Here is a 25,815-nt window from a genome sequence, read left to right as displayed (position 1 = left end):
AGCATATTTCCTGTCAGACGACATCGTCCTGGCTATCCGGGTCGTCAGGCCGACCTCTGTCAGGCCGCGCAGCACTTCTTGTATTTTTTCCCGCTGCCGCAGGGACAGGGATCATTCCGGCCAATCTTTGTGTTGGCTTGAACGGGCTGGGTGCCAAAGAGTTCCGGGTTCGTGAGGGCGAGCGGCTGTACCCGTGACTTGCTCGCCAGATATTCTGGTGAAAAACAGTACCAGCCCTTGAGTTCTGCCACGGTGTCAGTGATTGGGCGGTTGTGGTACTCGGCAGCAAAACCGCTGGCACTATCGGCGGTACGGTTGACCTGCATGACATGCTCGAAATCGGCATAGGCAGTGTGGTCAGGCGTGATCCAACCACGTTCAAAGACAGCGCGCACCTTGCAGACCATATCTTCGAAGCCGAGCACGCCAACGGTTTGCGCCCAAGCCCACCAGATTTCTTCCTCGGTTTTTGCGTCCGCGTCGTCATGAAATTCCGTCAGAAAGTCTCTGACCTGCGGACGCAATCCGGGCTCGCTTAGCGCGATCAACGTGATGGCGTCGAACATCTCGCCCCGCAGAAAACTGTCGGCTCTTCGGTTGCGGATGATCTCGAAGATCGGCTCCAGATCTCCGTCGAAAAGCCCGAACATGACGCGGTCCGAGGTTTCGGTGATGGCGTCGCCCAGCAGCGCGTCCAGATGATCCGGTTCGCGCTGAAAGAGCTTGGCCATCGGGCGGTAGGCACTGGTTTCGCGCCATTCCGCCAGAAGATGGTAGATGAACACGAAGGGGTCATCTTCTGAAAGGTCTTCGACCCGCGCCTTTTGCAGAACGTTGATATGTTCCAGAAACAGCGGCACCATCGCCTCGCGCTGTTCGCGTGCGGCCTCGATCGCCTTGATCGGCAAGGGGCCGCGACGGGCGAATATGCGCATTATGTCGTCTGGTGTCATTGCAGGCCTCTTCATATCCGTGCGCCAGTGTGCGTGCCGCGTCGCGCGCTGGCCCACCCAAAACCGCCTCGTTCCAATAGTTTGCTTTTGGCGCGCAGGGATGGTCTATTCAAGGCATTGATTTGTAGCAGGCAAAAATGACCCCCCAAGAATTCATCGCCAAATGGCGGCACGTTGAACTTAAAGAACGCAGTGCGAGCCAGTCGCATTTCAACGACCTGTGCCGCCTGCTGGGCATCGATGATCCTGTCACCGCCGATCCTAAGGGCGAATGGTTCACCTTCGAGAAAGGCGCATCCAAGACGAGCGGCGGCGAAGGCTGGGCCGATGTCTGGCGCAAGGGCCATTTCGCATGGGAGTACAAGGGGCCGAAGAAAGACCTCGACCGGGCCTTCGCGCAGCTTCTGCAATATGCCATCGCGCTCGAAAACCCGCCGCTCCTGATCACGTCGGACACCGACCGCATCCGCATTCACACCAACTGGACGAACACGGTCCAGCGCGTCTATGACCTCTCGCTTGATGATCTGGCCGATGGATCGAAGCGCGATCTGCTGCGCGCGGCCTTCACCGACCCGGAGAAGCTCCGCCCGAGCAAGACCCGCCAGAGCCTGACCGAGGACGCCGCCGCGCATTTCGCGAACCTCGCGCTGCGCCTACGCCTGCGCGGCCATGATGCCGAGGAGGTCGCCCATTTCGTCAATCGGCTGATCTTTTGCATGTTCGCCGAGGATGTGGGCCTTCTGCCCGACAAGATGTTTGCGCGGATGATCAAGGCCGGTCGGCAGAAGCCCGAAGGCTTCGCCGCGCTCGCCAGCAGCCTGTTCGCCGCGATGCAGTCGGGCGGCATGGTCGGGTTTGAGCAGGTCGAATGGTTCAACGGCGGCCTGTTCGACAGTGACGCCGCCCTGCCGCTGGATTGGCAGGATTTGGACGACCTGATCCGCGCCTCGATGCTGGACTGGTCCGAAATCGACCCCTCCATCCTCGGCACCCTGTTCGAGCGCGGGCTTGACCCCGACAAGCGCAGCCAGCTTGGCGCGCATTACACCGACCGCGACAAGATCATGCAGATCGTCGGGCCGGTGATCGTGGACCCGCTTATGGCGGAATGGGCCGAGGCGAAGGGCAAGATCGAGGCCGCACTCGACCGCGCCCGCAAGGCCAAGGCGAAGGCGACAGCGACCAAGGCAGAGGCAGAGGCGCGCGCGATCTTCTCGGGCTTCCTCGACCGGCTGGCGGGGTTTCGCGTTCTGGACCCGGCCTGCGGATCGGGCAACTTCCTCTATCTTGCGCTGCTCGCGCTCAAGGATACTGAACACCGCGTGAACCTCGAAGCTGAAGCCCTTGGCCTGCAACGCGAAATGCCGCGTGTCGGGCCAGAGGCCGTGAAGGGCATCGAATTGAACCCCTACGCCGCCGAACTGGTGCGTATTCCGGCGGATCCGGCCACCCATTCCGACAACATCCGGCCACCTGTTCCGGGGTATCCGGCCACCTGTGACGCGTTGCCGTGAGGCAGCGTGTTTTGGTTATCAGTCCTGAGGGGTTTCGTCACCCATTTTGGTGATGGTCTTGCGCATGGATTGGCCCTCGAGTTCGAGACGGTAGGCGTTGTGAACGATGCGATCGAGGATGGCATCGGCGAATGTGGGTTCGCCGATGACGTCATGCCAGGCTTTGATGGGTAATTGGCTTGTGATCATCGTTGAGCCGCGCCCGTAACGCTCTTCGACGATCTCCATGAGATCGCGGCGTTGCGGTGATGTCAGCCTGTCCGGTCCCCAGTCGTCCAAGATCAGCAATTGCGCCTTCGTGATGCTGCGGAACAAGCGGGGGAAGCGTCCGTCACCATGGGACAGCTCCAATTCCTCGAAGAGGCGCGGCATCCGTTTGTAGACCACAGTCACGCCGTCACGACAGGCTGCCTGGGCCAGTGCGCAGCCAAGCCAGGTCTTGCCGACGCCACAGGGGCCCGTGATGATCAGATTACGCTTGTCGGTGATCCATCTGCCTGTGAGCAGGCTTTGGAACAGCGCTTTGTCGAGGCCACGGCGTGCGCGGTAATCAACATCTTCTGGGCTGGCGCCAACATGGCGCAGCCTGGCAGTCCGCATGCGAGCCTCAAACCTCTTTGTTTCTCGGCTTGCGACCTCACGGTCAACGAGCAAGCCAAGCCATTCAGCATGGCCGAGATCGGCAGTTGCATCTTGCATCTGCAGTTCGGCAAAGGCTTCGGCCATGCCGTCCAGCCTGAGGGCTTTAAGGTGATGAAGGGTTGGATGGTCGAGCATTGTGTTCCTTTCAATGGAAGTAATCGGCGCCACGGATATTGGGGTGGGTGATGGCAGGCTCGTCCGTGGCGCGGGTGCGGGGCCTGCTCTCAAGCCCATTCTTGAGAATGGACAGGAGTGACGAATAGGATCTGGCGTTGATTTCGAGCGCACGGCGACAGGCCGCATCAAGTCGGTCGCGGCCAAACTTGTCGGCCAGCCGGATCACCCCAAGGCAGGTGCGATAGCCCTGTTCCGGGTGCTTGCGCTCGCGCATCACGACCTCAACGAAGATGGCCACGTTTGGCCCAACGCGAGCCGCACGTGCTTTGATACGCTCTGGCGTCCAGTCATCGCGGAATTGGTGGTGCGCTGGCATGTGATCGCGCAGCGTAGAGTGCTTCCCGTTGCTGGACGTCCTGACATGAGAGGCGACACGCTGCCCGAGATGGAAGACTTCGATGGTGCGGCCTGTGATCCGCGCCCACAGCTCTTTCTTCAGCAGCTGATAGGGCACGGAGTAATAATGCTTGTCGATCGCGACGTGGTAATCGAACCCGGCGCGGCACTTCTTCCATTCAGCATAAACATACGATGCTACCGGCAGCGACTTCAGGGCGGGTTTGTCCAGCTGTTCAAAAAGCTGTCTGCGGCTGGCACCCAGATGGCGAGAGACCTTGTCGTTGAGCCTGTCAAGCAACGGCTTGATGGCCGCGTTCAACTCAGCAAGGCTGAAGAACTGGCGGTTGCGCAGCCGTGCCAGTATCCAGCGTTCAGCCAGCAATACCCCACCCTCTGCCTTCGCCTTATCTTTGGGCTTATATGGCCTCGCCGGGACAACGGCCGTGTCGTAATGCGCGGCCATATCTGCGTAAGTCCGGTTGATTACGGGGTCGTAAAAGCACGCCTTGGTGACCCCTGCCTTCAAATTGTCCGAGACGATCTGGGCGGTCACACCACCGAAGAAATCCAAAGCGCGGACATGGCTTGCGATCCAATCCGGTAGGGATTGCGTCCAGGTCGCCTCGACAAATGTATAGTTCGATGCCCCCAGAACAGCGACAAACACCTGTGCCGTGCGCACCTCCCCGGTCTCGGGGTCAATCACATCGATCGTATGGCCGGCATAATCGACGAACAGGCGCTCACCTGCAGGATGGCGCTGTCGCATCACCGGCGACAGCTTGCCTTCCCAGCGTGTGTAAAGTTCGCAAAACCGGGAGTATCCATACCCATCAGGATGATCAGCGCGATATTCTTCCCACAACAGCATCAACGTCACGCCCTTGCGGCGCAACTCGCGGTGAATGCAGGGCCAGTTAGGCTCGGTCGCGCGGTTCGCAATATCACGCGCCGTGCGTGGGTAAATCAGGCGCTCAAGGTCGGTGTCAGACATCTCTGGTGGTAGCGGCCAGCTCAGATCAACCTCGGCAGCGCGATCCAGATAGGCCTTAACCGTTGTCCGCCCAATCGTCAGGCTGACACCAATTTTACGGGTCGAAAGACCCTCGGCTGATAGCCGCAAAACATCTCGTATCTTCCGCATTGGCAATCTCTTCATCGGGCTTCCTTCCAGACTAAAAAGCCAGACGGTAGCCAGTTACAGATTGCCTCGCAGCATCACATCACAGGGTGGCCGGATGCTCCGGAATCAGTGGCCGGATAAAATCGGAATGGGTGGCCGGATACTTTCGGAATCACTGGCCGGATGACCCCGGAATACGCACGAACTGGCCCGCGTGTCGGTCTGGATTGGTGAAATTCAGTGGATGCGCCGCAACGGATTCGAGGCAGCGAAGAACCCGATCCTGCGCAAGTTGGGCAGTATCCAGAACCGCGACGCCCTGCTGAACCCGGACGGCACGCTGGCCGAGTGGCCAGTTGCGGACGCAATTGTTGGTAACCCGCCCTTCCTCGGGGCCAAGTGGATGTTGGACCGACTCGGCGAAGAATACACTCAAGCGCTTCGAGCAATCCTTCCGGACGACGCACCCGCAGTTAACCTAGTGACGTATTGGTTCTATCAAGCGGCTCGCGCTGTTGTCCGTGGAACGCAGAGAGTTGGTTTTGTTGCAACAAATATGATTCGCAGCCCTGCAAATGTTGCGCTAGCTAAACAGCTTTATTCCAGAGCGCCCATTCGAGTGGCGTGGAGCGATGAGCCATGGGTAGTCGATGGAGCAGATATCAGGGTTTCTATAGTCGTTTGCTCCACCCACTGGCAGGGCAATCGCTTTTGGCCTAAGCCGTTGAGATATTTGTGAGAAGTTTGCGCAGGAAGGCTTCATCCCAGCCTGCTCGTTTGAGTTTGAGGGACAGCGACGTTTTGGATGTATCGCGGCGGACAACGTCAAGGGCGCGGCGTCGGAGCACGGCGATGTTGGCTGGCCCATTGTCCTTGCGGTTACGCGCGTCATCCTCGCGAAACGACACGTCGAGTTGCCAATGTAGGGCGTTCTCGATGGCCCAGTGGGCGCGGACCGTGGCTAGCAAAACCTCGGGCGTGGGCAGCCAGGACAGGGCGAAGAAGCGCGTCTCTGAGGTCACCTTGCCGTCTACTTCGCGGGTAGCCTCGATGCGACCGAAGCCCTTGAGGCCAGGGAATTCATGATGTTCTGCCAATGACTTGGCTGATACTACGACAGCCTTTCGGATCTCCCGGCGACCATGGTTCATCTCATCCGTGATAGCTTCTGGGTGACCTTCGGGCGGCTCAGAAAAGCAGCCCCGCGCATCCGACAAGAGTGACTCCTGATTACCCTTGAGCGCCAGGCACCAATCGCCACCTTGGGCGTTGATTGCGGCCACGGTGCGGCGGTTGCAATGGAGCGCATCGCCCGTCACCACCTTGCCCTTCAGCGCGATCAGTCCGAGGGCTTCGATGGCGGCCTCCAACTCCGCGCCCCGATCAGCGGGCACCGTGGCCAGCGTCAGGCGCAGGCGTGAGGCGTAGGCTGAGACCATCATCCGCGTTTTCGCACTCTCGCTTTTGCCCCGGGCGCCGCGCAATGCCTTGCCGTCGATGGCGATCACATCACCGTCTTGCAACAGTGCCGCGACCTCGGCCAACACCTTGCCGAAGGCCGCATCCAGCGCCTTGGGGTCGATCATCGCGAACACATCTGAAAACGTGTCATGCGAGGGTATGGCGTGCTTGAGCTTCAGGAAGTCTCTGAAAACGTTCTCTTTTGCACGCCCGAACTCTGCCATCTCCGCGCAGGAACTGGAGCCGCAGAGCACTGAAACAAACGCAATCACAAGCAACTCGCCAAGGTCATGACGGGCATTGCTGGCCCGCGGGTCGGGAATATTGCCAAAGGCGTCGAGGAAAATCTGCATGACCGGAGGCTCCAAAATGATGACGCCACCATCCAGAATCCATCACGTCAACAAGCGCAACCCACTCAATGACGCAGTCATGTCCAAAAGCGATTCTCCTGCACCCACTGGGACAACGCTCTGTATCTTGATGGTAGAACCGTCACTCAAATCTCAGATGATCTTAAGTCGCTCTCAATCGATTTAAGTCAGAAATCTGCTCTTGATAATAATAAGAAGCGCGCAGTTCGTGGATTAGAAAAGGGCGGTCCTTTCGACATTTCACGGTGCGAAGCAGAAGTGATGCTTGGGTCGTCCATGAATCCGCACGGAAAGCCGAACAGCGATGTAGTGAAACGATATTCTACAGTTTCAGACATAGTCGGCCGTGGCAAGGATACTTGGATAATTGATTTCCATGGGCTTTCTATCGAGGATGCAGCGCTATATGAAACGCCTTTTGCACACGTTGAGGAAAGGCTTGCCTTATCTAGGTCGGGGAACCGTGATCCAAGGCAAATTAGGAACTGGTGGGTTTTCCGTAGATCAGGTGAGCAAGCGCGAGAATTGCTTTCAAGCCGGAGGCGTATCTTGGCTACTGGCCTAGTAACCAAACACCGCGTCTTTCGTTTCATCGAGACCGCAACTTTGCCTGATACGCGCCTAATCTTAATTGATTCGGATTCCGATGTTATATTTGGTATGTTATCTTCTACTTTCCACGAACTCTGGACCCTTTCAACTTGCCAATATCATGGCGTTGGCAACGATCCAGTTTATACGCCAGGGGACTGCTTCGAGACCTTCCCCTTCCCCGAGGGGCTGACACCGAACATTCCCGCCGCCGATTATGCCGACGATCCGCACGCCCAGAAAATCGCCGCCGCCGCCGCCCGCCTGAACGAGCTGCGCGAGAACTGGCTCAACCCCGCTGATCTGGTCGAGCGCGTCTCCGAGGTCGTCCCCGGCTATCCTGACCGCATCCTCCCCAAGGACGAGGCCGCAGAGAAGGAACTCAAGAAGCGCACCCTGACCAACCTCTACAACGCCCGACCCACATGGCTCGACCACGCGCACCGCGCCCTCGATGAGGCCGTCGCCGAGGCCTATGGCTGGGGCGACGACTGGCGCGCAGGCGGCCTGAGCGACGACGAAATCCTCGCGCGCCTATTCCGGCTCAATCAGGAGCGGGCGGGGATAGGCAACTGACGCAAAATTCTGAAACCAAAAGGGAGCAATGATTGGCGACGAAGAAAACACCACTATTACAAATGCTCGACAAAACGCTCCTCACGGAAATCGAGAAGGCTGCGAATGAGCATTGCTTTTCAGAAGATGAGGTAGCGGCACTCATTGAAAGATGCTTTTCTTTGGGTCAGGAGGAACTGCTCGCAGATTTCAAGGCGAGCGCACCGGATCACCTCGCGGCAATGCGTGCAGACGATGACAGCTTCAGAGCACGCTGCTATGATCGGTGGCGCGAACCGATGGATTTGCTGCGGATGCTCTGGATCACGGCGCAGGAAATAGGCGAGGCACATGCACACGAGGGGCCGAACGGTTCCGATCCTTTGGTGTTTGACACTTTGGCGCATCTGCACCCGAAGGCGCTGCTGATCACAAGCGAAATAATGTGCCTTCTGGAAGGCGGCTTTGCTGACGGGGCTTTGGCGCGTTGGCGCTCTCTTCATGAGACGGTCGTTACCGCGATGTTCATTGCAAAACACGGCCATGAGGTCGCACGGGATTACCGGTCATCTATATGGTTTGAAAATCACAAGGCCGCCGTCGCTCTCAACTCGGTTGCCGAACGCGCGAACATGCAGCCATTCACTGACGAGGCGTTCGCGGAGATCGAGGCGATGCGAGATAAAGCCGAGGTCCATATCGGTCGCCGCTTGAACGGCGAGTGGGACTGGGCATCAAGTGTGTTTGCACATGATCGGATTAAATTCATCGACATTGAGCGAAACATTGGCTTGGATCATTGGCGGCCTCGCTACAAGTGGGCGTCACAGCATGTGCATTCTTGCTTTCGCCATCCCGGAGCGCTTCTCGGGATGGTCGAGGCCGAAGAGGTAGTGTTTCAGATTGGGCCGAGTAACTCCGGTTTTATCGACCCATTGCACATGACCGCCGTATCATTGTCCCAAATGACCGCAGCGTTTCTCCTGCATGGCGACCCAAATTTAGACCGCTTGATCTACGTTAAAATCATCCAAACGCTTGCATCGGATATTGGTGAAGCCGCCGTTCGTGCGGAAAAAGAAAGCCTTGAAAAGCATCGCGCACAAAGTGGCGCGGGAACAATGACGTCTGAAAAAGGAAACCCAGAACAATGATGGAAAATGCTGCTGTCTGGGGCTTGCATATGGGCGGCCATGTGGGTGACCGCCCGATTGAAGGAAACTATGTCGCCATCGGCTGGCGGGCACTCGGTGATCTGCGCACGATCCCCGCCGACAGGGAAGCGTTCAAGACCGCCCTGCGCTTGCACTTGCCTGATCTGAAAGAGGGGGCTGTGCCGGTGAACGCCGGGACGCTCTATCGCTTTGTGCACGAGATGCGCGCGGGTGATGTGGTGGTCTACCCCTCGAAGCATGACAGGATGATCAATATCGGGCGCTTCACTGGCGAGGCGAGCTATCTGGCCGATGATCCTGACGAATACCCAAACCGGCGCGCAGTCGAATGGCTTGGCCATTTTCCGCGCACCGAGTTTAGCCAGAGCGCGCTTAATGAGATCGGCTCGGCAGTCACTATCTTTCGGGTGCGCTCCCATGCCGTCGAGTTTCTGGCCAAGCTGGCCGCGCCGGGCGACGCGCCTGATCCAGCCACGACAGCAGAGGCTACCGATGAAACCGCCGACGATGACACGGCAACGCAGGCAGTTGCGCAGCAGGCCGAAGGCACCACATCAGATTTTGTGATCAGGCGCATTATGACCGGGATGACCGGGCACGAATTCGAGCACTTCGTCGCCCATGTCCTCGAATGCATGGGCTACACTACCCGCGTCACGGCCAAGTCTGGCGACGGCGGCGTCGATGTTATCGCGCATATGGACGCGCTCGGATTTCAGCCACCCATCGTCAAGGTGCAATGCAAACGCAAGACGGAGCAGACGCCCCGGCCCGAGGTTGATCAGCTTCTCGGAACGCTCGGCGAGGGCGAATATGGCCTCTATGTCAATCTCGGCTCATATGCGCGCGGCGCGATTGAGTTGGAACGGAACCGAGCGAAGCTGCGCTTGATTGACGGGGAGCAGTTCGTTGAAATGCTGCTGGAAAATTACAACAAGCTGTCTCCGCGCTACCGCTCGCTGATTCCTTTGAAGCAGATATATGTCCCTGACCTCTCGACGGGGTAACTCCAATTAAGGCCACATCTGCGCAGCATGAAGTACGCGCAGAACTGTGATCGTGCTGGCGGTTTCCGCGTAGACAACAAGGTAGTTGGGCCGAACAATCAGTTCCCGAGTGCCCGCTACTCTGCCCGGCCTGCAGAGCTTCGGATGTTCCGCAAGTTGTTCGACCTTGGCTTCGATTTCGTCCAGCAACGCAATTGCTGCTGTGGGATTGGCATCGGCAACATAGTCGAGGATGGTTGATAGGTCGGCCAGCGCGGGTGCCTTCCAGTCGATATCAAGCACTGGGTTGTCGCTTTAATCGTGCGCGTGTTTCTGCCATCGCTTGTCGATGTGGTGTTGTTTGGCGCGCGTCGGCAAGCGCGTCTTGCACCTTGGCGCGGAACCATGCGTCATAGGCATCTGGATCGCTGGCAAGGCCAGCGGGCAGACCACCTTCTGCACTCACCCGTGTCAGCAGAATGCGAACAGCATCGGACAAGGTCAGCCCGACGCCGGCCAGTGCCTCTGTTGCGTCCTGCTTGAGCTTGTCGTCAACCCGGATATGGACCATCGACGTTTTGGCGGGCATGAGGGTTCTCCTGAGCATCCTTGGCTGCGCATCTCATTTGAGATACATTGCACAGCGCTGCACAGGTTTCAAGGGCAGTTTTTTCAAACACGGTGCGATCTTCTGTTACGACCACTCGCAATTCAAATTCTTATATGGTAAGGAGAAAACAGCGTAAGTAAGGAATGGTGCCCAAATGCAGGAATCGACTGTCACCGTCAAAGGCCAGACCACATTGCCGCGCGATGTCCGCGCGGCCCTCGGCCTCTCGAGCGGGGACCGGGTGCGCTATGTTATTCTCGACGGCGAGGTGCGTATCCTGAAAGCCCGGTCGGTCAAAGAGTTGCGGGGCGTGCTTGCCCGGGCAGACCAGCGGCCGGTGTCGCTTGACCAGATGGATGAGGCGATTGGCTCTGCGGCGTCCGAGCGTGCGAAGCCCGGCGCATGATCGCACTCGATACGAATGTGCTGGTGCGGTTCCTTGTGCAGGATGACCCTGAACAGGCGCGGCTGGCCACCGAACTCATCGATGGCCTGACGGATCAGCACCTGGGCTTTATCGGTCGCGAGGTCCTCGTGGAACTGGTTTGGGTGCTGGAGCGCGCCTATGGCTACGGGCGAGGTGACATTGCGGCGGCCCTCGATGGGGTGCTGTCGTCAGTTGAAGTGCTGATCGAGGATTCCGATGATGTCGCCACGGCAGTGGATCGCTACCGCAATGATGGCTTTGGCTTTGCCGATCTGATGATCGCAGCCGCGGCCCGGCGCGCTAGTGCCAGCGAGCTCGTCACCTTTGATCGCAAGGCCGCGCGCTTGCCCAATGTCAGGCTTCTGACAGTGTAAAGCTTGGTGCCAATTCGGGCCGGCCAACCGTTTGTGCCAATTGCCAGTCTGCGGGTTCCAAGCAGTTGCTGGCCCTCGCATTACGATCCAGAACTGTCTTGCGAAACCAGCCCCCGCACTATTCCCGCCACCATGTCGTGATCAAACTTTGCGGGCAGTTCGACGAGTTCAATCCCTGCCTCGCGCAATGCCTGCCGCTTGACGGTATCGCTTTTCTCAGCGCGTGCGCGGCTGTCGCGGCTGTTCCCGAAATGGCCTTTGCCCTGATACTCGATCACCAGGGCCACATTCAGATCAGCGTCCAGCAGCACGAAATCCGCGCGTTTTGAGTTGATGCTCATGTAGCGCTTATAGCTCTTATTGCGCAGGAACGCCCCGTAGGCGACCTGGCACATCACGCTCCAGCCGGCAGGCAGTTCCGCGCTCAGCATCTTGAAGAGCCGCAATTCCGTCTGGTTCATGAGGGGGCGGCGTTCAAACGGGGGCGCGAAGACGCCCTTGCGCGAGATGAACGCCGCGAGGATCACGACAAGGGCAACCGCGAACGCGATCATCGCAAATGTGCCGGGTGTGAATTCCATACTCATCTCCCTGCCAGACGCGCCGAGCGCGCCATACGGCTTGCCGCGGCCGACGCGGTCCCTGTACCGCCCGCCGGCCCCCGCGTTGCCGCACCCGCGCCGGGGGGTGGGGGCTGAAATGGCGAACCTCTACCCATAAGTCCAGCCATGCGGGCGGCCGAGAGGGTGCCAAGGGCGGCCATGGGCCCGCTCATCGCGGAGGTCAGCTGAATATTGCCGGTGATCTGGCGCATGATCACGGGGATCAGGAATATCGCGAAAAATGCCATGATGATCATGGCAAAGAAGGGGATGGCCTGACCGAGGGTCGCGAGATCGCCGGAATTCACATTGGTGGCCATCTGGTCGCTCATCGAGATGATGACCGAGAAGACGGCAGCGATCACGATGGGGTAGAAGGCATAGCTGATGATCCCGGTGAGCCAGTTCTGGAAATAGTCTTTCGTGGCGTTCAGGAGCGACATGGTGATCATGATTGGTGCGATGCTGACATAGAAGGTGATCATCAGCTTGGCGAAGACGATCATCAGGCCGGCGGCAGCGCCCATGGCGGCAAGGATGATGAAGGCGATTGTCGTAAAAAACGCCCCGCCGACCCAGTTCATCGCGCTGCCAATATTGTTTGCCGTGTCGATCAAGTCAGAAATGATTGCATCAAACTGCTGCGCGAAATGACCAGCAGACCCATCGCCAACACCACCCGCCGCGCCGACGATCACGCCGGCCAAGTGTTCCGAACCGCCAACAATGGCATTGGTCACAGAGTTAAACTCGGCCCAGTTGCGCGCGAATATGCCCACTAGGGCGAGTTTGACCCCCAGCATGACGGCCGTGCGCAGATCGATGGATTTGACCTGCAGCATCGCATTGAGCGCGACGAAGACCACGGCCAGGGTTGCCATCGCCATGCCGATCGTGCCGACAGAGCCGAGCAAGGCCCCGAAGGCGGTCTCGCCTGCAGTGGCGAGATAGCCTTCGACCGATCCGACAATCCAGGAGACAATGCCCATGTTCAGCGGCTTTGTTCACGGCAAATGGCACGAGCACGCGCAACGCGCTGATGATGCATGGAACGATATGACATCTGCGCATCAAACATTTGCTGCTTGTCCATCCCGGCGTAGCTCTCATTGAACTCTGCAATGACCTCTGCCCAATCGGGATGACGCAGGGCGCAGGCGCAATCCTCATTCTCGACGACCGCTTTGGACCACCGCAGATTGTAGATCGCATGTACCATCGCCCGCTCATTCGTCGTCGCGGGGTTCATCTCGATCAGCCAATCGGGGCGTCCGGGGACGATGCAGCCATTGATCTCGCGGTCGGGCTCTGACGCGGTGTAGAGCTCTGGGACGGTCAGATCGAGGCCGTTGCCCTGCGCGGGCGCAGGCGGCAGGGTGTTCGGGTCAAGATCATTCAGATCTGGCACGGTCTGCGCGAGCACAGGCATGGCGAGAAAGAGCGCAAGGCCAAGGATGGCATGTTTCATATCCGGGGGTCCTGTTCATCGGGAAGGGCGGGGAAATAGAACTGGGTGATGCCGCGCGCGCCGCTGGACCGCCCGGCCTGCACGATCACATCGATCGAATTGGCGATATAGGCGCACATATTGTCATAGGTCAGCGGCAGGTTGGATTTGAGCGCTGCGATGGCGAGGCGCGAGATTGCAAGCTGCGGGGTCTCGGCATGTAGCGTGGTGATCGAGCCGCCATGGCCTGTGTTGATGGCTTCCAGAAACGTCATGGCCTCGGCCCCGCGCACCTCGCCCACGATCAGCCGGTCGGGGCGCATGCGCAGCGCGGATGTGAGCAGCGCATCAGTCGAGCGCAGGGGATTGTCCCGGTCCGACAGGAGCGTGACCGTGTTGGGCTGGGTGGGGATCAGCTCGGCCGCTTCTTCGATGGTGATAATGCGCTCATGTTCCGGCACGAAGGAGATCAGCTTGCGCGCGAGCACGGTTTTGCCAGTCGAGGTGCCGCCCGCGACGATGAGGTTCAGCTTATGGGCAATGCAAAAGCGCGCGGCCGCATCGAGATCGCCACTCGCAACCAACCCTTTCAGCTCCCGCCCAAGCGCTGCGCGCCGGTCGCCCAGCGAGATTTCCTTGCCATGCAGAAACTTCAGCGCAATCGCCTCAAGCGGAATGGTCGAGAAAAACCGCATCGAGATGGAATGGCCGTGATCGACGACAGGCGGGGCCACGACCTGATAGCGCACGGCGCGGCCCTCATAGAGAACCGAGCCCGAGATCACAGGTCGGCTGCGCCCCAGCGTGCTGTTGCCAGTCGAGGCGATGTTGCTCGCCAGATCCCCCATCTCGGTCTGCGACAGGGTTTGCGCGCTCAGGCGCATGGCGCTGTCGCCTTGCAACTCGACCCAGACACGGCCATCGGGGTTGACGCAGAGCTCGACTAGCCCTCGGTCCTTCACGATGGGCCCCAGCCGCTCCATTTCCTGCGCGAAATAGCTGTTATGCCCGTAGCCCGCATGGGCGTCCATCAGCCCATCCATCAGAAAATCTCCAGATCGCGGTCGACCATCACTGTGACGCGTGCGCCCTGGTTGATGGTGATGATGGGCGGCAGGCTGAGATACTCGCTGACCACAGAGCCGGTCGCATCGCGCAGATCGCCCGAGACGCGCGTGGCCCCATCGCGCGCCATGTCACTCTCGATCTCGCGCGCGGCGAGCGCCGGGCCGGAAGACAGCAGCGAGATCAGCGCAGCGGCGCCAAAGCGCTCGCCAAAGCGCCGGTTGACGCGGCCCGACACACCAGAGCGACCAATCGCATCGCCGCCATAGGCCGAGATCGTCACAGTTTGATTGTCCGGCAGGATGATGCGCTCCCAGGCGATCATGGCGCGGTATTGCCCGATGCTGACATTGGCGGAATAGCGACCCGTAAGACGGCTGCCGCGCGGGATCAGAATGCGCGTGCCATCATAGGAATGCACATCCTGCGTGACGACCGCGCGAATGGGTCCGGGCAGGCTGGAATCGATCGCAGTCTCCAGCGAGGCCTGGATCACGCTGCCTTGCGTGACAGTGTTGGCGGGATTCACGATCACGTTGGCGCGCTCGACAGGTGCGGGTCGACCGACATTGCGCACAAACTCTTCGTTGTCATCAAGACGGCTTGCGTCCTGCGCGCTCTCCGCCCCGCCACTACCGCCCTCGCGCCCGCCAATGGCCAGCATCGGCGAGTTGAGGCGCGCAAGGCGGGCCTCCTCGGCGGCCGCGCGGCGACGCTCCAACTCTTCGCGCTCCAGATCGCGGGTATCGCCTGCGATCTGGGCGGGCGGTTGCGAGAGCCGCGCCATCTGCAACTCGCTTTCCAGCCGGGTGATTTCGCGGTTGCGCTCGGAAAGCTCCCGATCAAGCCGGCGCGCGGCTTCTTGCGCCTCACGCCCGGCCTGATCTGCAGCGGCCTGCATGTCGCGGATCTGGCGCTGCAGATCGGACAGCTCACTGGCGCGCCCGTCATCTGCTGGCGCGGGTGTGTCCCGCAGGGCTGCCAATTCCGCCTGCATTGCAGAGAGTTGCTCCAGAAGGGCTGTCATTTCGCTTGGACGTTCTGGCGCGGGTTCTGGTGCCGTTGCAGTGGGCGGTGGCGCAACAGGCGGCGGGTCACGCCGCACCATATCCATATCGCCAAAAGCCGAGCCACCGATCTGGAAATCCCGCGCGCTTTGCGTGGCCATGCGCGGGGTGGTCTCGGGACCACTCAGGGCAAAATAGACGCCCGCGCCGACAATGGCCGCTGCGCCCAGAATGCCGAATATCAGCAAGGGCGAATTGGTCCTTGCCGCTTTGGGGGCTACAAAATCATCCTCGAGTGCCTTCAGGCGGGTGGAAAGGTCAGAAGGGTCGCTCATTGCCGCGCTCCCAGATTGGCGATGGCGGTCTCGATCTGGCCCAGCCGCAAGACCCAATAAGGGCTGGTGCCGCTCACGCGGACCGTGCCATCGCGCTGGACCTGGCCATTGGCGATCCGCTCCATCCCGTCGGAGATCACGAAGATCGTGGGCAGCTCGCGTGCGGTCGCAAAGCGGAAATAGGTGAAGGTCCCGTCATCCCAGACCTCTTCGGGCGTGATCGCGGTCATGGCATTGCCGCCATAGCGGGTGTTGATCACGCGGTGCTCGGGCACGCGCGCGCCGCGTTCGCGGGTCTGATCCGCAGGCACTGTGAAACGCACCGAATAAAAGGCCGTGTTCCGGGAGGCCGAGGCCACGAAATAATAGGTCCGCCGGTTGGTGAAGACAGTGATATTGGTGCGTGCGCCTGAGCGTTTGGGCTTGATGACAAAGGCCCTCCCCCCGGGGACCGCGTCGAAATCGAAGCTTTGCGTGTCACCGGCCACGACCGAGACGATCTCTTCGCCGCGCGGCAGCTCCACTGTGGTGACGCGCTCGAGCATCAGGACGAGGTTATAGACCTGCCCATCGACATAGATGGCATCGCGCACGCGGGCATCATGCGGGCCCGCGCGCGGGGTGATCTCGGCGGCCAGCGGGCCCATGAGGAGCAGAAGGCCAATGGCTGTGCCGGCCGCGAGTTTTATTGGCGCGCGCGTCGGGGCGCTCAGTGTCCGGGGTGCAAATCTCATATCAAAATCCTCATTCGAACCGGTCGGAGGTGATAGCGTATTCGCGGACCTTGAAGCCGAAGGGATTGGCCCAGACATCGGCGATCTCGCGGACTTCCGCGGGCTCGAACTCATAGGCCAGCGTGACGGTGAAATTCCCGATCTGATCGCCTTCCTTGGAGCGCAGGCGTTTGCGGAGCCGGATCTGTGCGCGGTTGCCCGAGAGGGGGGCAATCGAGATGATCTCGACATCCATGCGGGCAGACCCATAGCGCGTTGGCGGAAAATTCGGGTTTGCACTGCTCCAGAGGCTGCGCATGCTGGCCGCCGCATCACCGCTGGAGCGGCTCATCACCGAACGCACGCGCAGATCATTGTCGAGCTGATTAAAAGTCTCGCGGTCGCGCACGTAAGAAAAGATCATGGAATCAGTGACCGCGCGCTCTTCATGCAGCGATATCGCGCGCACCTCCGCCCAGGGCACGGCGGCGCCGGTTGCCGTGTCAAAGGGCACCAGTTGCGGCGCGGGCATCTCGTGCTTGATGGCGACCAGCATCATGCCAAGACCCATCACGGCACCAAAGCCTGTGGCGCTGAGTGCGATGACCTGCCAGAGCCGTTCGCGGCGCAGCGCCCCGAACACCAGCTCTTCGGTGACAGTCTCGCCGATATCGGGGAGTGCTGGCGCGCGGCGCGCAAACCCCCTCATGGCTGCACCTGCAAGGGCGGCATGGTCAGATCGGAAAACGCCTGTTCTTCGGCCTGCTGGGCGGCGGTTGCAACCCCCGCCACGCCATCGGCCATGGTCTGGGCGGCCTGCAGCTCGAGCATCTGCAACAGGATGATGCCAATCTCTGCTGTGACCAGCGTGTTGTGATCGACGGATTCCTTGATCCCTTGGGTATTGCCGATCTCGCCCACCATGATCTCGATGCGCCGGACGCTCGTGTTCGAGCGCTCATGCGCGCTTTGCGCCGCTGCACTCGACATCGCCGCGGCTGAGGCCTGCTGGCCCAATCTGCGCGCGCCCGTGACGTCGGATTGCGAGAGTTGCTGGACAATGGCAGGTGAGAGGCCTGTGCTGGTCAGTACCTGTTCGACGGAAGCGGCCATATCTCCACAGCCCGCCGAGAGCGCCCCAATGAAATCGCCTTGCGAGAGGCTGCTGACCACGCCGGTGAGGCTCGCGAAATCCTGCTGCAACAGGCAATCGAGATCGCCGCCCATCAGGAGCGACATCGGGTTCTGGCTGGTCAGAATGCCGTAGATGTCCTGCAACTGGGACAACTGGTCCCCGAGCAGGTTGACCTGTTCCAAAAGCGCGTCGAGCTGGTCAGTCTGAATGCCGAGATCATTGAGCATATGCTGAAGCTGGCGGATCTGGTTGGTCAGGCTTTGGGCATCGAATGTCGGCACGCCTTGGGCGAGAACAGCTGTGGGCGCGAGGGCTGTGAGGGGTGCAAGGGCAAGACCCAGCACCGCTGCCACAGCAAAACGGCTGGTTCGCGCGCGTGCGGTCATGGCCGTTCTCGGACGGGCTGCGATCAGGGATGACATATACGCAGGGCGCATCTCAGAACTCCTCAAGGGTCAAATCGGAAAAACGTTTCTCATCGGCCATCTGGGCGATGACCATCAGCTGCTGCGCGCTCAAAGGCTGGGCGCGCGCGGCCTGCATGCGCATGGAAAGAACCAGAAGCCGCCCGATCTCGGCGCGGGCATAGGTGTTGAGCGCCTGGGCCTCGGCCCAATCCTCCCCCTGCCCCACTTGTGTAACGATCGCGGCCAGCCGTTCGGCCGCATGCCGAATATTGGCGTGACCGAGTTCCGCGTAGCCGATGGCGGCCATGCCGCGCAGGCCCAGTTCGGCATTGGCCATATGCGCGGCCGAGATCGTGCCAAGCGCGTCTTCGCCGCCGATGAGGCGCAAGTATTCGTTGTATTTGCGCGGGATCACCTGGACGTAATTCTGCGTCTCGGCAAAGGGCGGCACACCGCCATATTGCTGCACGCGGCCCAGCCCCGCGTTATAGGCGGCCAGCGCCAGGATGATGTCGCCCCCGAGCTGATCGAGGCGGCGCGCGAGATAGCGCCCGCCGCCTTGCACCTGCAAGAGCGGATCCGTGCGGTAGGCCGGGTTGATGCCCAGATCACTGGCCGTACCGGGCATGATCTGGGTGAGCCCGTAGGCCCCGACAGGGCTTTGCGCGGCCGGGTTGAAGCGGCTTTCCTGCCAGATCAGCGCTTGCAAGAGCGCGCGCCATTGCACGGGTGAGAGCCCTGCGCGGGCCACTCCAGGGTGGTGATAGGTGTCACGCGCGCCTTGAATGATGATTTCCTCAACATTCTGGCGCGCATCGCCAAAGAGCTGCCGGGCGGGCAGGCTGGTCTCAGTGTCGGGAAAGACGCTGGTCGCGGCACTCTCTGCCCCCTGCCCGGCCTCAAGGCTCTGGATCGTGGTGCCCATGCTTTGCGCCGAGATCGTGGAGCTCTCGATAATCGCATCGAGCTGCGCCAGTTGCTGGCGCTTGATCTCCTCGATGCTGGCGCGCTGGTCGCCCTTGCCGATCTGCAGCGCCTCATCTTGCAGCCGCTCGGCAAACTGGCGGGCCTGTTCCATGGCCTGGGCGGCATCAAAGATCGGCACACCTTGCGCATGCGCGGGTTGACCCGCCCCTGCGCCCAAGCCCGCAATGAGGACAAGATGCGCGAGAGCTGCTGCGCGCGTGGAGGGCCTGTCACGCATCGCGCGCAGCCTCGCGCGCCCAAAGCTCGGGCAGCGGCGTGAACTTGCACCGCGCGGTGCCATCCGCGCGAAAGCACTCCGAGCGCACAGGCGCGGAAGGTGTGCTGGCACATCCTGCCAGGACCGAGGCAAGGATCAGCAAGAATACGGCAGCTTTCATGTCGCCCGTCTCCAGAATTCAGGGGTATTGCGGTAATCCGTGCCGACCACGGCCTCGCCGGATTTGAGGCCACCGAGCACGGCGAGATAATCGCCCAGCGGGGCGAGGCCTGCGTCGACGATATGTGCACCTTGATCATCGCGGATGAGTGCGAGATGCGAGGCGGGCAGCGCGTTCATCATCACATCGAGCTCTTTGTCGCTGAGCGCGAGAGGGCCGTAATCGCCAGGCTTGGCGCGGGAATTGGGCAAGAGGATCTGTGTCGGCAGCGCCTGAATGATCGTGCTGCCCACGCGCGACTTGTCGAGCTGCGAGGCGAACTGCGTCATCATCACGACGACCGTGTTCTGTTTGCGCGCGGTCACCAGCCAGTCTTCGAGCTTGTTCGCGAAATAGCTGTTGTCGAAGGCCTTCCAGGCCTCATCGATCAGCACGATGGTGGGGCGGCGATCCTCGATCTTGCGCTCGATGCGCCGGAAGATGTAACTCAGCACCGCCATGCGCGCGGTTTCGTTGTCGGCGTCCAGAAGCCCCGTGAGATCAAACCCCACCACATCGCCGTCCAATGTGAACCGGTCCTCTAGGGTTGTGCCAAAGACCCAGCCAAAGCGCCCCTGCGGGGTCCATTCCCGCACGCGCTCGGCCAGATCGCCACCATCATCGACCGAGCGGAACTGGCCTGCGAATTCCGTCCAGTTGCGAAGGGAGGGATCACTGGCCTCGGCATTGCGGCGCACGATGGCCTGCACGGCATGCGTCTGCTGGGGGGTGAGCTGCGCGCCGCGCGATTCAAGAAGGCTGATCAGCGCATCGGTCAGCCATTCGCGCCCTGCCGCATCGGTTTCCACCCAGAGCGGGTTCAGACCTGTGGCCTCGCCGGCCTTGATCGATTGATAGCTGCCCCCGAGCGCGCGCAGGCCCATCTCGAGCCCGTAGCGGTAATCGAACGCAAATATCCGCGCACCCGTGCGCCGGGCCTGCGCCATCAGAAACGTCGCCAGCACCGATTTGCCCGAGCCTGAGCGCCCGAGAATGATCGTATGTCCGCTGGTGGGTTCAGAGGCGGGGCTGCCCTTCTCATGAAACGAGAACCGATAGGCCGAGCGCTCGGGTGTGGGGAACATCGTGATCGGCGTGTCCCAGGGGGTGCGCGCGCGCGATTTGCCCAAATGCGTGCGGTGGAGTGCGGCCATATCGGCGAAATTGAGATTGGTGATCGTGGCGCGGCGCGCGCGGTAGCTGGCATTGCCGGGGCTTTGGGCAAAATAGCTCGCGCGGGCCGAGTATGCCTCCATCATCAGCTTCACGCCGACGGAGGCTGCGATATTGCGGATTTCGGCCGCGATACTGTCGAGTTTTTGCTCACTCTCGGCGAAGGTTGCCACACTCATATGGTGATCGCCAAAGATCAGGCGTTCAGAGGCCAGATCATCGGCGGCCTGCACCAGATCGTTTTGCAGCGAGATGGCAGCATCATCGCCTGCGCGCATCATCCGGATCTGGCGCTTGATGCGGTCGCCCATCACGCCCGAGTTCACCGGCGTGAAGCTGTGGGTCACGACCATGTCGATGGGCAGCGCCAGATCATCGAACATGGAGCACCAGGTCTGGCTGGGGTAGTTCTTGACCGTAAAAATCTGCCCGATGCGGTCTTCGCCCGAGCCCCCAGAGATCAGGAACTTGTCGCCGCGAAACGTGACGCGCCTGTTGGCGACATCATCGGCGATGGTGGAGGGAAACCCGCGCGGATAGGTCGGTGCCTCGATCCCCGTGTTCAGCGATTCCAGAAACCCCAGCAGCTCGCCCGAAGAGGCGGTCAAAAGCCGCGCTTCCATCTCGGTCAGGCTTTGGGTGAGAAACTCCACCACCTCTTTGAGCCGTGCGATCTGGCGGCGGCTTTGATCGCTCCCCTGCCCCGCGCGCGCTTTGCGCATGAGCGGCAGGCGCTCGAGCACTGTGGGGCGTTTGACCACCGTGATGGTCAGGGTGCGGTCGCGCAAGCCCGCCTCGCGCAGATGCGCTTGCCAGCGCGCGTCGAGTGCTTCGGCAAAACCGCCCCCATGGAAGGGCTTCAGCTCCACCGGCACGCGGGCCGAGACCTTGTGGACATAAAAGGAAAACCCCGCCCCGCTTTGCGCGATCACCGCCGCAATGATCGCGCGGGTCTTGTCGAGGCGGCCATCGGGGGCCGTGAAGCTGTTGGCCCCGCTGACCCGGATGCATTGCATGTATTCGCCGCCGCGCGTGAGGATCGTGTGATCATCGATGAGTTTGACGTAAGGCAGATGATGCGCAAGGCGGGCCTCGTCCCCGGCCCAAGCTGGCAGGATGTGCGTGGCGGCCGCGCCTGCGCAGAGATCACGGGGCATAGGAATCTCCGTTCCAGATTTTGCGGTTCTTTGTGGGCCGCGTGTGCTCAGAGACCACGCGAATGACCTCGACGAAGGCCGGGTCCCATTGCGCAGCCAACCAGAGTGCGGGATAGGCGGCAGCCGCGAGGGCAAAGGCCCAGAGCGACTGCGACCAGATGAGCATCAGCACTGAGCCAAAAATCCAGAGCACCGCATAGAGGATGGGCAAGCCCAGCATTTGCGCAGGCCGCACGAGACCCAGAAACAAGGTGGAGCGCTCACACATCATCTGCGCCCGTCACGTCTGCCAGATGGCGCTGACAATGGTCGCGGCACTGGCCACGATGGCGATGGCGATCACCACGAACATTGCTTGCCGAAAATCGATGATCCCGAAAAACCACGAGAGACCAATGCCCACCACGGCCAGTGTGGCGATCGCGATGCCCAGAGGGCCGGTGATCGTGTCGATGATGCCTTGCAGAAGGCTGGTCACCGGGTTGAGATCGATGGATTGCGCGAGTGCGGGGCTGGCTGCCAGCATCACGGCGATAATGCCGAGGCTTGCGGCAATGGCCCAGGGCCGGGTGGTCGGTGTCTTGGTCATAGTGTCTCTCCTTGGAGGCGGTCAAAAACAGCCATGACCTTGCGGACATGACCAATGGTCTCAGGGTAAGGGGGAATGCCGTCATGGCGGATCACGGCTGCCGCTCCGGCATTGTAGGCCGCAAGCGCCAGCTCTAGGCTGCCGAACTGCCCCAGTCGCATCAGCAGATAGCGCGCAGAGCCGTCGAGGTTCTGGGCGATGTCATGGGGATCGACGCCAAGGCTGCGCGCCGTGTCGGGCATCAGCTGCCCCAGCCCGATCGCGCCCGCATGCGAGAGGGCATTCGGGTTATAGGCGCTCTCGATTTCGATATTGGATTGAAACAGCGCGGCCCATTCGGAGGCGCTGAGGCCTGTTGCGCGCAAGGCCTCGTGGCCTGCATAGCGCGCCGCTGTCTCGGCAATCAGCGCGAGGATTTCTGGGCGGGCGCGCGGTGCGGCCCGTGCAGTCGTCCGATCAGAATGCGACCCCTCGCTTGTGTCCGGCATAAGTGCGGCCTCGCGCAAGGGCGCGATCAGCTCACCGCCTGAATAGTGCTTGGCAAAGCTGCGCGAGGTCTGGGACGGGCCAAAGCTGCCATCGTCTCCAAAGCGCAGGATCAGCCCGTCGCCCGCAAGTGCCGGGGTGGCGAGGCTCAAGGTCAGAGACAACGCTGCCGACATGATCGCGGGCAAGAGCACAGACGAAATCACGGGCCGGATCACAGTCGGGACCACTGCCCCGGGACTAGCTTTTACGCGCACCAAAATTCACACTCCACAACCTGCAGTTCGCAGGGGCAAAGCCGCGCATGATCCTGATGCTGCTCGACACCCCAGCGCCGCTATCGGCACAGCCGCTCTCCTGCCGCGCAACAGGGATTGCGCGGCCTTGGATCGAGGGGTGTTTCGCGTGCCGCACACCCGAAATCACCCGCCCTCTGACGACAGATTGTCTGAACAGCCCCTCAAGGATCACGGGGGCTCATGGATTGAAACAAAACACCTTCGGGTTGAACCCTTTGAGATGCAATTCGGGCAGCATGCAGACAGGCGAAACCCGCGCTGTCACGGCAGCACTGCAGTCTGATTATCGATGTATTCTAATACCTTATACCCTCTTTTGCACTTGCAGAAAAATCGCTCCTCCGACATAGGCAGGCGGGCATTTGATGCACGCTGTAGTCGATGGGGTGGGTTTACTGCTCCGCTATCAGTTGTGTCGGCGCGCTGTTTAGACACCTAATTATTGAGGGGCAACCCAGAAAATACAACCATGAGAAGATTTCTGTTTACCTTGTATTCTGGCCTGTTTCGCAGGGCTTCCGCACCAATGCAGCTGCAGCATTTTGCAGGGTTGGCGGGCCGTTGGGGCGACGCTGCAACGGCGCTTCACAAGCGGTATCCGCGCCGGTTTTGCGCCCGCGACTCACCCCCGAATCAGGTCGCCCGCGACGATATCGGGCGGGGGCGATTCGCGGCTCGCGTGTGGATCTGGTCCAGGCGGTCGGTCATCCGGGCGGGTTTTGGACTGGTGATGCTGTGCGCCGCCGCCTCCCCGCCCCTGGCCCAGAGCGATGCCGGGTTCTGCCTCCCGCTCTTCCCGCCGCTCTTGCCGAGCGACGCCCGGCTGATGCGGGAATTCGCCGATCTCCTGCGCGACGAGTTCGAGCAATACCTCTCGGAGGTGACCGGGTATTTCCGCTGCCTTGATGCAGAGCGCGACCGTGCCTGGCGCGAGGCGGCCGAGGTCACAGCGCAATATGGCGCGTTTCTCGAGGCGCTGCGCGCCGCACCGCCGTGAGGACAGCCCGCACATTCTTCGCAACGCCAGGCCTCATGCGCCCGGCACTTTCGTCACACTCACACCCAAGAACAGGAAGACTGATCATGTTCACATCGCGCGCGGCGACCCTGCTGTTTGCACTCACGGCCACCGCACTTCCTGCGCCCAAGGCGCAGGCCTATCCGATCGATTGTGCGATCCTTCTTTGCCTTGCGGGCGGGTTTCCTGCGAGCGCGGAATGCATGGCCGCCAAAGCCACGATGATCCGGCGCATCACGCCCTGGCCGGTCACACCGCCTTTGCAGCTTTGGAACTGCCCGCTTGGCTTGCCTGCAGGGTTTGTGCCCGCTCCCGGCACCCCGGACATCCGCCTTGGTCCGGACGGGTTGACCGATGAAGTGCGCGGCTACCGCGATGCGATCGAGATCTATCATATCCGCACATCACCGCCCATGAGCAGTGATGATCCGCCAGGGTCGTGGCGCGATCACACGCAGCGCGGCGTCTATCTGGAAGATGGCAGCCATCGCTGGGTCAATGCCAGCCTGCGTCATGGGCCGGAATGGCTGGCCGGTTCTGATCGCATCCGGCGTGTGCCGATCCAGGTCTGCGTGCGCGAGACCGATAATGGCTGCTGGGAGTGGCGCGTCTCGCATTATGAGAATTGGCCCGGTGGCGGGTTCTGGGGCGGATACGGGCGCGTGGTCGCCATCCGCTATGAGGACCATGAAGGCCGCAAGCACACCGAGTTCGTGAACTACTGAGCCCCGCAGGCCTGCGCGCATCCCCTGCCCGGGTCCGACACGCCCCACGAGAGAAGGCACCATCTCACCGAATACGTAAAACCCCCGCAGGAAACCTACGGGGGAGATACAGGCTCAACAAAATCCAAGGTGCCTGCCTTGGAAAGCGCAACAAAACCAGCGCCTTGTTAGCCTGACATCTCCTCAACCGCAAGTGGAAAAACGCATTTTGTGCGAACGATCCCCTGCGGCCGGTTTCTTGCCTCTCACCAGAAGCAAGACCCATGACCAACACCCCAAAGCCGCTCAAACCTTCATCCGCAAGTTTCCGCACCTATCTCGAGGAGGTCGTGCGCCCGCTGCTCGCCTCCCATGTCAGCCGCGCGCAAGTCTCGGTCCTGATCGATCTTCTGGGGTTTCTCGAACAGCAGCGCTATGATTTCTCGGCCGGGCGCGCGTTTCAGACCCGGCCCTTGGCGAATGCCGCACTGGCGGAACGCTTCAGCGTCACCGTGCGCTCGATCCGGCGCTGGTTGGCCGATCTCGAAGCCCTCGGCCTCATCGCCCGCGAATACCGCAAGAACCCACATCATCGGTACAAGAACCTGCTCAACCGGGTCCGGTTCTCGGGCTTCTGCGACTGGTTCAAGCGCAAGCTGCAAGCTGCCCCGGACAGCCCCTGTCCGCCCAAGAAGAAAGATTTACAAGATAAATCAATTACCCCTGAAAATCATCAAGATCAGAAGAGCGCACCGCCATTTCCGGCCTCTGGTGTCATCACCTACGACACCTTCTGGGCCGATCTGGCCCGCAGGCATCTCCCCAGCGGGCGATCGCGGCCCTGCATGAACCGAATTGCCGAGAAATTCAGGGGCAATCTCACCCGCTATGACGTTCGATTTGACCATCCGTCCGTCAAAAGCCGATGGGTGAATTTCTGCAAGGCCGCAAGGCCAGTTAGGTGAGAGGCG

At 60.9% G+C, this 25,815-nt stretch carries 30 protein-coding genes; 10 read left to right on the top strand and 20 right to left on the bottom strand.

All coding sequences use genetic code 11. The features are described from left to right. Positions 1-59 precede the first annotated feature (59 nt). Positions 60-953: a DUF1186 domain-containing protein gene (locus BD293_RS23215; RefSeq protein ID WP_281286715.1), complete on the bottom strand. Its 894-nt coding sequence runs from the start codon at positions 951-953 to the stop codon at positions 60-62. Positions 954-1,090: 137 nt separating this feature from the next. Between BD293_RS23215 and BD293_RS19785 the strand changes: the two genes are divergently transcribed. Further along, complete coding sequence (locus tag BD293_RS19785) at positions 1,091-2,470, top strand: type IIL restriction-modification enzyme MmeI (RefSeq protein WP_211841094.1); 1,380 nt, start codon at positions 1,091-1,093, stop codon at positions 2,468-2,470. A gap of 18 nt (positions 2,471-2,488) precedes the next feature. Here the strand turns inward: BD293_RS19785 and istB are convergent, their stop codons facing one another. Both istB and istA read right to left on the bottom strand, forming a co-directional pair. Continuing rightward, positions 2,489-3,247, bottom strand: coding sequence for an IS21-like element helper ATPase IstB (istB, locus tag BD293_RS19780; protein WP_142079313.1), 759 nt, complete (start codon positions 3,245-3,247; stop codon positions 2,489-2,491). A gap of 10 nt (positions 3,248-3,257) precedes the next feature. Continuing rightward, on the bottom strand, positions 3,258-4,787 hold the full coding sequence (gene istA, locus BD293_RS19775; RefSeq protein ID WP_142079314.1) for an IS21 family transposase: 1,530 nt from the start codon (positions 4,785-4,787) through the stop codon (positions 3,258-3,260). Positions 4,788-4,995: 208 nt separating this feature from the next. Between istA and BD293_RS23465 the strand changes: the two genes are divergently transcribed. After that, positions 4,996-5,490 carry a DNA methyltransferase gene (locus BD293_RS23465; RefSeq protein ID WP_342781421.1) on the top strand — a complete coding sequence of 165 codons (495 nt, stop codon included), beginning with the start codon at positions 4,996-4,998 and terminating at the stop codon, positions 5,488-5,490. Here BD293_RS23465 and BD293_RS19765 read toward each other — a convergent pair. Then, positions 5,468-6,565: an ISAs1 family transposase gene (locus BD293_RS19765; RefSeq protein ID WP_142085274.1), complete on the bottom strand. Its 1,098-nt coding sequence runs from the start codon at positions 6,563-6,565 to the stop codon at positions 5,468-5,470. The two genes, BD293_RS23465 and BD293_RS19765, sit on opposite strands and share 23 nt — an antisense overlap. 570 nt (positions 6,566-7,135) lie before the next feature. Between BD293_RS19765 and BD293_RS19760 the strand changes: the two genes are divergently transcribed. The 3 genes from BD293_RS19760 to BD293_RS19750 are packed head-to-tail and all read left to right on the top strand — an operon-like array spanning position 7,136 to position 9,914. Next, positions 7,136-7,753 carry a class I SAM-dependent DNA methyltransferase gene (locus BD293_RS19760; RefSeq protein WP_142085272.1) on the top strand — a complete coding sequence of 206 codons (618 nt, stop codon included), beginning with the start codon at positions 7,136-7,138 and terminating at the stop codon, positions 7,751-7,753. 32 nt (positions 7,754-7,785) lie between these two features. Next, positions 7,786-8,886: a DUF5677 domain-containing protein gene (locus tag BD293_RS19755; protein WP_142085270.1), complete on the top strand. Its 1,101-nt coding sequence runs from the start codon at positions 7,786-7,788 to the stop codon at positions 8,884-8,886. After that, positions 8,883-9,914, top strand: a complete 1,032-nt coding sequence (locus tag BD293_RS19750) for a restriction endonuclease (RefSeq protein WP_211841093.1) — start codon at positions 8,883-8,885, stop codon at positions 9,912-9,914. Before BD293_RS19755 ends, BD293_RS19750 begins: the two co-directional genes overlap by 4 nt. A gap of 6 nt (positions 9,915-9,920) precedes the next feature. On the opposite strand, the gene BD293_RS19745 is transcribed toward BD293_RS19750, so the two are convergent. Continuing rightward, entirely contained in the window at positions 9,921-10,196 is a 276-nt protein-coding gene (locus tag BD293_RS19745) for a type II toxin-antitoxin system RelE/ParE family toxin (protein ID WP_142085268.1), read from the bottom strand. Beyond that, the gene (locus BD293_RS19740) at positions 10,189-10,482 is read right to left on the bottom strand and encodes a type II toxin-antitoxin system RelB/DinJ family antitoxin (RefSeq protein ID WP_142085266.1); all 294 of its coding nucleotides are present in this window, start codon (positions 10,480-10,482) and stop codon (positions 10,189-10,191) included. The genes BD293_RS19745 and BD293_RS19740 overlap by 8 nt, the downstream gene beginning before the upstream one ends. 175 nt (positions 10,483-10,657) lie before the next feature. Between BD293_RS19740 and BD293_RS19735 the strand changes: the two genes are divergently transcribed. Both BD293_RS19735 and BD293_RS19730 read left to right on the top strand, forming a co-directional pair. Continuing rightward, positions 10,658-10,909, top strand: a complete 252-nt coding sequence (locus tag BD293_RS19735; RefSeq protein WP_142085264.1) for an AbrB/MazE/SpoVT family DNA-binding domain-containing protein — start codon at positions 10,658-10,660, stop codon at positions 10,907-10,909. Continuing rightward, positions 10,906-11,304, top strand: coding sequence for a type II toxin-antitoxin system VapC family toxin (locus BD293_RS19730; RefSeq protein WP_142085262.1), 399 nt, complete (start codon positions 10,906-10,908; stop codon positions 11,302-11,304). Before BD293_RS19735 ends, BD293_RS19730 begins: the two co-directional genes overlap by 4 nt. Positions 11,305-11,384: 80 nt before the next feature. On the opposite strand, the gene BD293_RS19725 is transcribed toward BD293_RS19730, so the two are convergent. Genes BD293_RS19725 through BD293_RS19665 form a run of 14 tightly spaced genes read right to left on the bottom strand, consistent with a single transcriptional unit; the run spans position 11,385 to position 22,939 of the window. Further along, positions 11,385-11,885, bottom strand: a complete 501-nt coding sequence (locus BD293_RS19725; protein ID WP_170207244.1) for a DUF2726 domain-containing protein — start codon at positions 11,883-11,885, stop codon at positions 11,385-11,387. Between the two features lie 2 nt (positions 11,886-11,887). After that, complete coding sequence (locus BD293_RS19720; RefSeq protein WP_142085258.1) at positions 11,888-12,895, bottom strand: TrbL/VirB6 family protein; 1,008 nt, start codon at positions 12,893-12,895, stop codon at positions 11,888-11,890. Positions 12,896-12,897: 2 nt separating this feature from the next. After that, positions 12,898-13,374, bottom strand: a complete 477-nt coding sequence (locus BD293_RS19715; RefSeq protein WP_142085256.1) for a hypothetical protein — start codon at positions 13,372-13,374, stop codon at positions 12,898-12,900. Beyond that, entirely contained in the window at positions 13,371-14,396 is a 1,026-nt protein-coding gene (locus tag BD293_RS19710; protein ID WP_425467955.1) for an ATPase, T2SS/T4P/T4SS family, read from the bottom strand. The genes BD293_RS19715 and BD293_RS19710 overlap by 4 nt, the downstream gene beginning before the upstream one ends. After that, complete coding sequence (locus tag BD293_RS19705; RefSeq protein ID WP_142085254.1) at positions 14,396-15,760, bottom strand: TraB/TrbI/VirB10 family type IV secretion system protein; 1,365 nt, start codon at positions 15,758-15,760, stop codon at positions 14,396-14,398. Before BD293_RS19705 ends, BD293_RS19710 begins: the two co-directional genes overlap by 1 nt. Next, positions 15,757-16,494, bottom strand: coding sequence for a TrbG/VirB9 family P-type conjugative transfer protein (locus BD293_RS19700; protein ID WP_142085253.1), 738 nt, complete (start codon positions 16,492-16,494; stop codon positions 15,757-15,759). The genes BD293_RS19705 and BD293_RS19700 overlap by 4 nt, the downstream gene beginning before the upstream one ends. A 10-nt stretch (positions 16,495-16,504) precedes the next feature. Then, entirely contained in the window at positions 16,505-17,182 is a 678-nt protein-coding gene (locus BD293_RS19695; RefSeq protein ID WP_142085251.1) for a VirB8 family type IV secretion system protein, read from the bottom strand. Further along, positions 17,179-18,045, bottom strand: coding sequence for a type IV secretion system protein (locus BD293_RS19690; RefSeq protein ID WP_142085249.1), 867 nt, complete (start codon positions 18,043-18,045; stop codon positions 17,179-17,181). The genes BD293_RS19695 and BD293_RS19690 overlap by 4 nt, the downstream gene beginning before the upstream one ends. A gap of 1 nt (position 18,046) precedes the next feature. Further along, on the bottom strand, positions 18,047-19,219 hold the full coding sequence (locus BD293_RS19685) for a lytic transglycosylase domain-containing protein (RefSeq protein WP_170207243.1): 1,173 nt from the start codon (positions 19,217-19,219) through the stop codon (positions 18,047-18,049). Beyond that, the gene (locus BD293_RS22845; protein ID WP_170207242.1) at positions 19,212-19,379 is read right to left on the bottom strand and encodes a hypothetical protein; all 168 of its coding nucleotides are present in this window, start codon (positions 19,377-19,379) and stop codon (positions 19,212-19,214) included. The genes BD293_RS19685 and BD293_RS22845 overlap by 8 nt, the downstream gene beginning before the upstream one ends. Next, positions 19,376-21,748 (bottom strand): VirB4 family type IV secretion/conjugal transfer ATPase, encoded by a 2,373-nt coding sequence (locus BD293_RS19680; RefSeq protein WP_142085245.1) that lies wholly within the window; start codon positions 21,746-21,748, stop codon positions 19,376-19,378. Before BD293_RS19680 ends, BD293_RS22845 begins: the two co-directional genes overlap by 4 nt. Then, positions 21,738-22,019 (bottom strand): VirB3 family type IV secretion system protein, encoded by a 282-nt coding sequence (locus BD293_RS19675; protein ID WP_246086412.1) that lies wholly within the window; start codon positions 22,017-22,019, stop codon positions 21,738-21,740. Before BD293_RS19675 ends, BD293_RS19680 begins: the two co-directional genes overlap by 11 nt. Positions 22,020-22,028: 9 nt before the next feature. After that, positions 22,029-22,337: a TrbC/VirB2 family protein gene (locus BD293_RS19670; RefSeq protein ID WP_142085243.1), complete on the bottom strand. Its 309-nt coding sequence runs from the start codon at positions 22,335-22,337 to the stop codon at positions 22,029-22,031. Continuing rightward, entirely contained in the window at positions 22,334-22,939 is a 606-nt protein-coding gene (locus BD293_RS19665; RefSeq protein ID WP_425467957.1) for a lytic transglycosylase domain-containing protein, read from the bottom strand. Before BD293_RS19665 ends, BD293_RS19670 begins: the two co-directional genes overlap by 4 nt. A gap of 652 nt (positions 22,940-23,591) precedes the next feature. On the opposite strand from BD293_RS19665, the gene BD293_RS19660 reads away from it, so the two are divergent. The 3 genes from BD293_RS19660 to BD293_RS19650 all read left to right on the top strand — a co-directional run bounded on the left by BD293_RS19660 (position 23,592) and on the right by BD293_RS19650 (position 25,809). Further along, complete coding sequence (locus BD293_RS19660; protein ID WP_142085241.1) at positions 23,592-24,119, top strand: hypothetical protein; 528 nt, start codon at positions 23,592-23,594, stop codon at positions 24,117-24,119. 86 nt (positions 24,120-24,205) lie between these two features. Then, the gene (locus BD293_RS23210) at positions 24,206-24,865 is read left to right on the top strand and encodes a hypothetical protein (RefSeq protein ID WP_142085239.1); all 660 of its coding nucleotides are present in this window, start codon (positions 24,206-24,208) and stop codon (positions 24,863-24,865) included. A gap of 263 nt (positions 24,866-25,128) precedes the next feature. Further along, on the top strand, positions 25,129-25,809 hold the full coding sequence (locus BD293_RS19650; RefSeq protein WP_142085237.1) for a helix-turn-helix domain-containing protein: 681 nt from the start codon (positions 25,129-25,131) through the stop codon (positions 25,807-25,809). Positions 25,810-25,815 lie beyond the last annotated feature (6 nt).

This window comes from Roseinatronobacter monicus (genome assembly GCF_006716865.1).
Classification (GTDB): domain Bacteria; phylum Pseudomonadota; class Alphaproteobacteria; order Rhodobacterales; family Rhodobacteraceae; genus Roseinatronobacter; species Roseinatronobacter monicus.
Note: the sequence above shows the minus strand (reverse complement) of the source record. Positions and strands in the feature narration are given on the sequence as shown.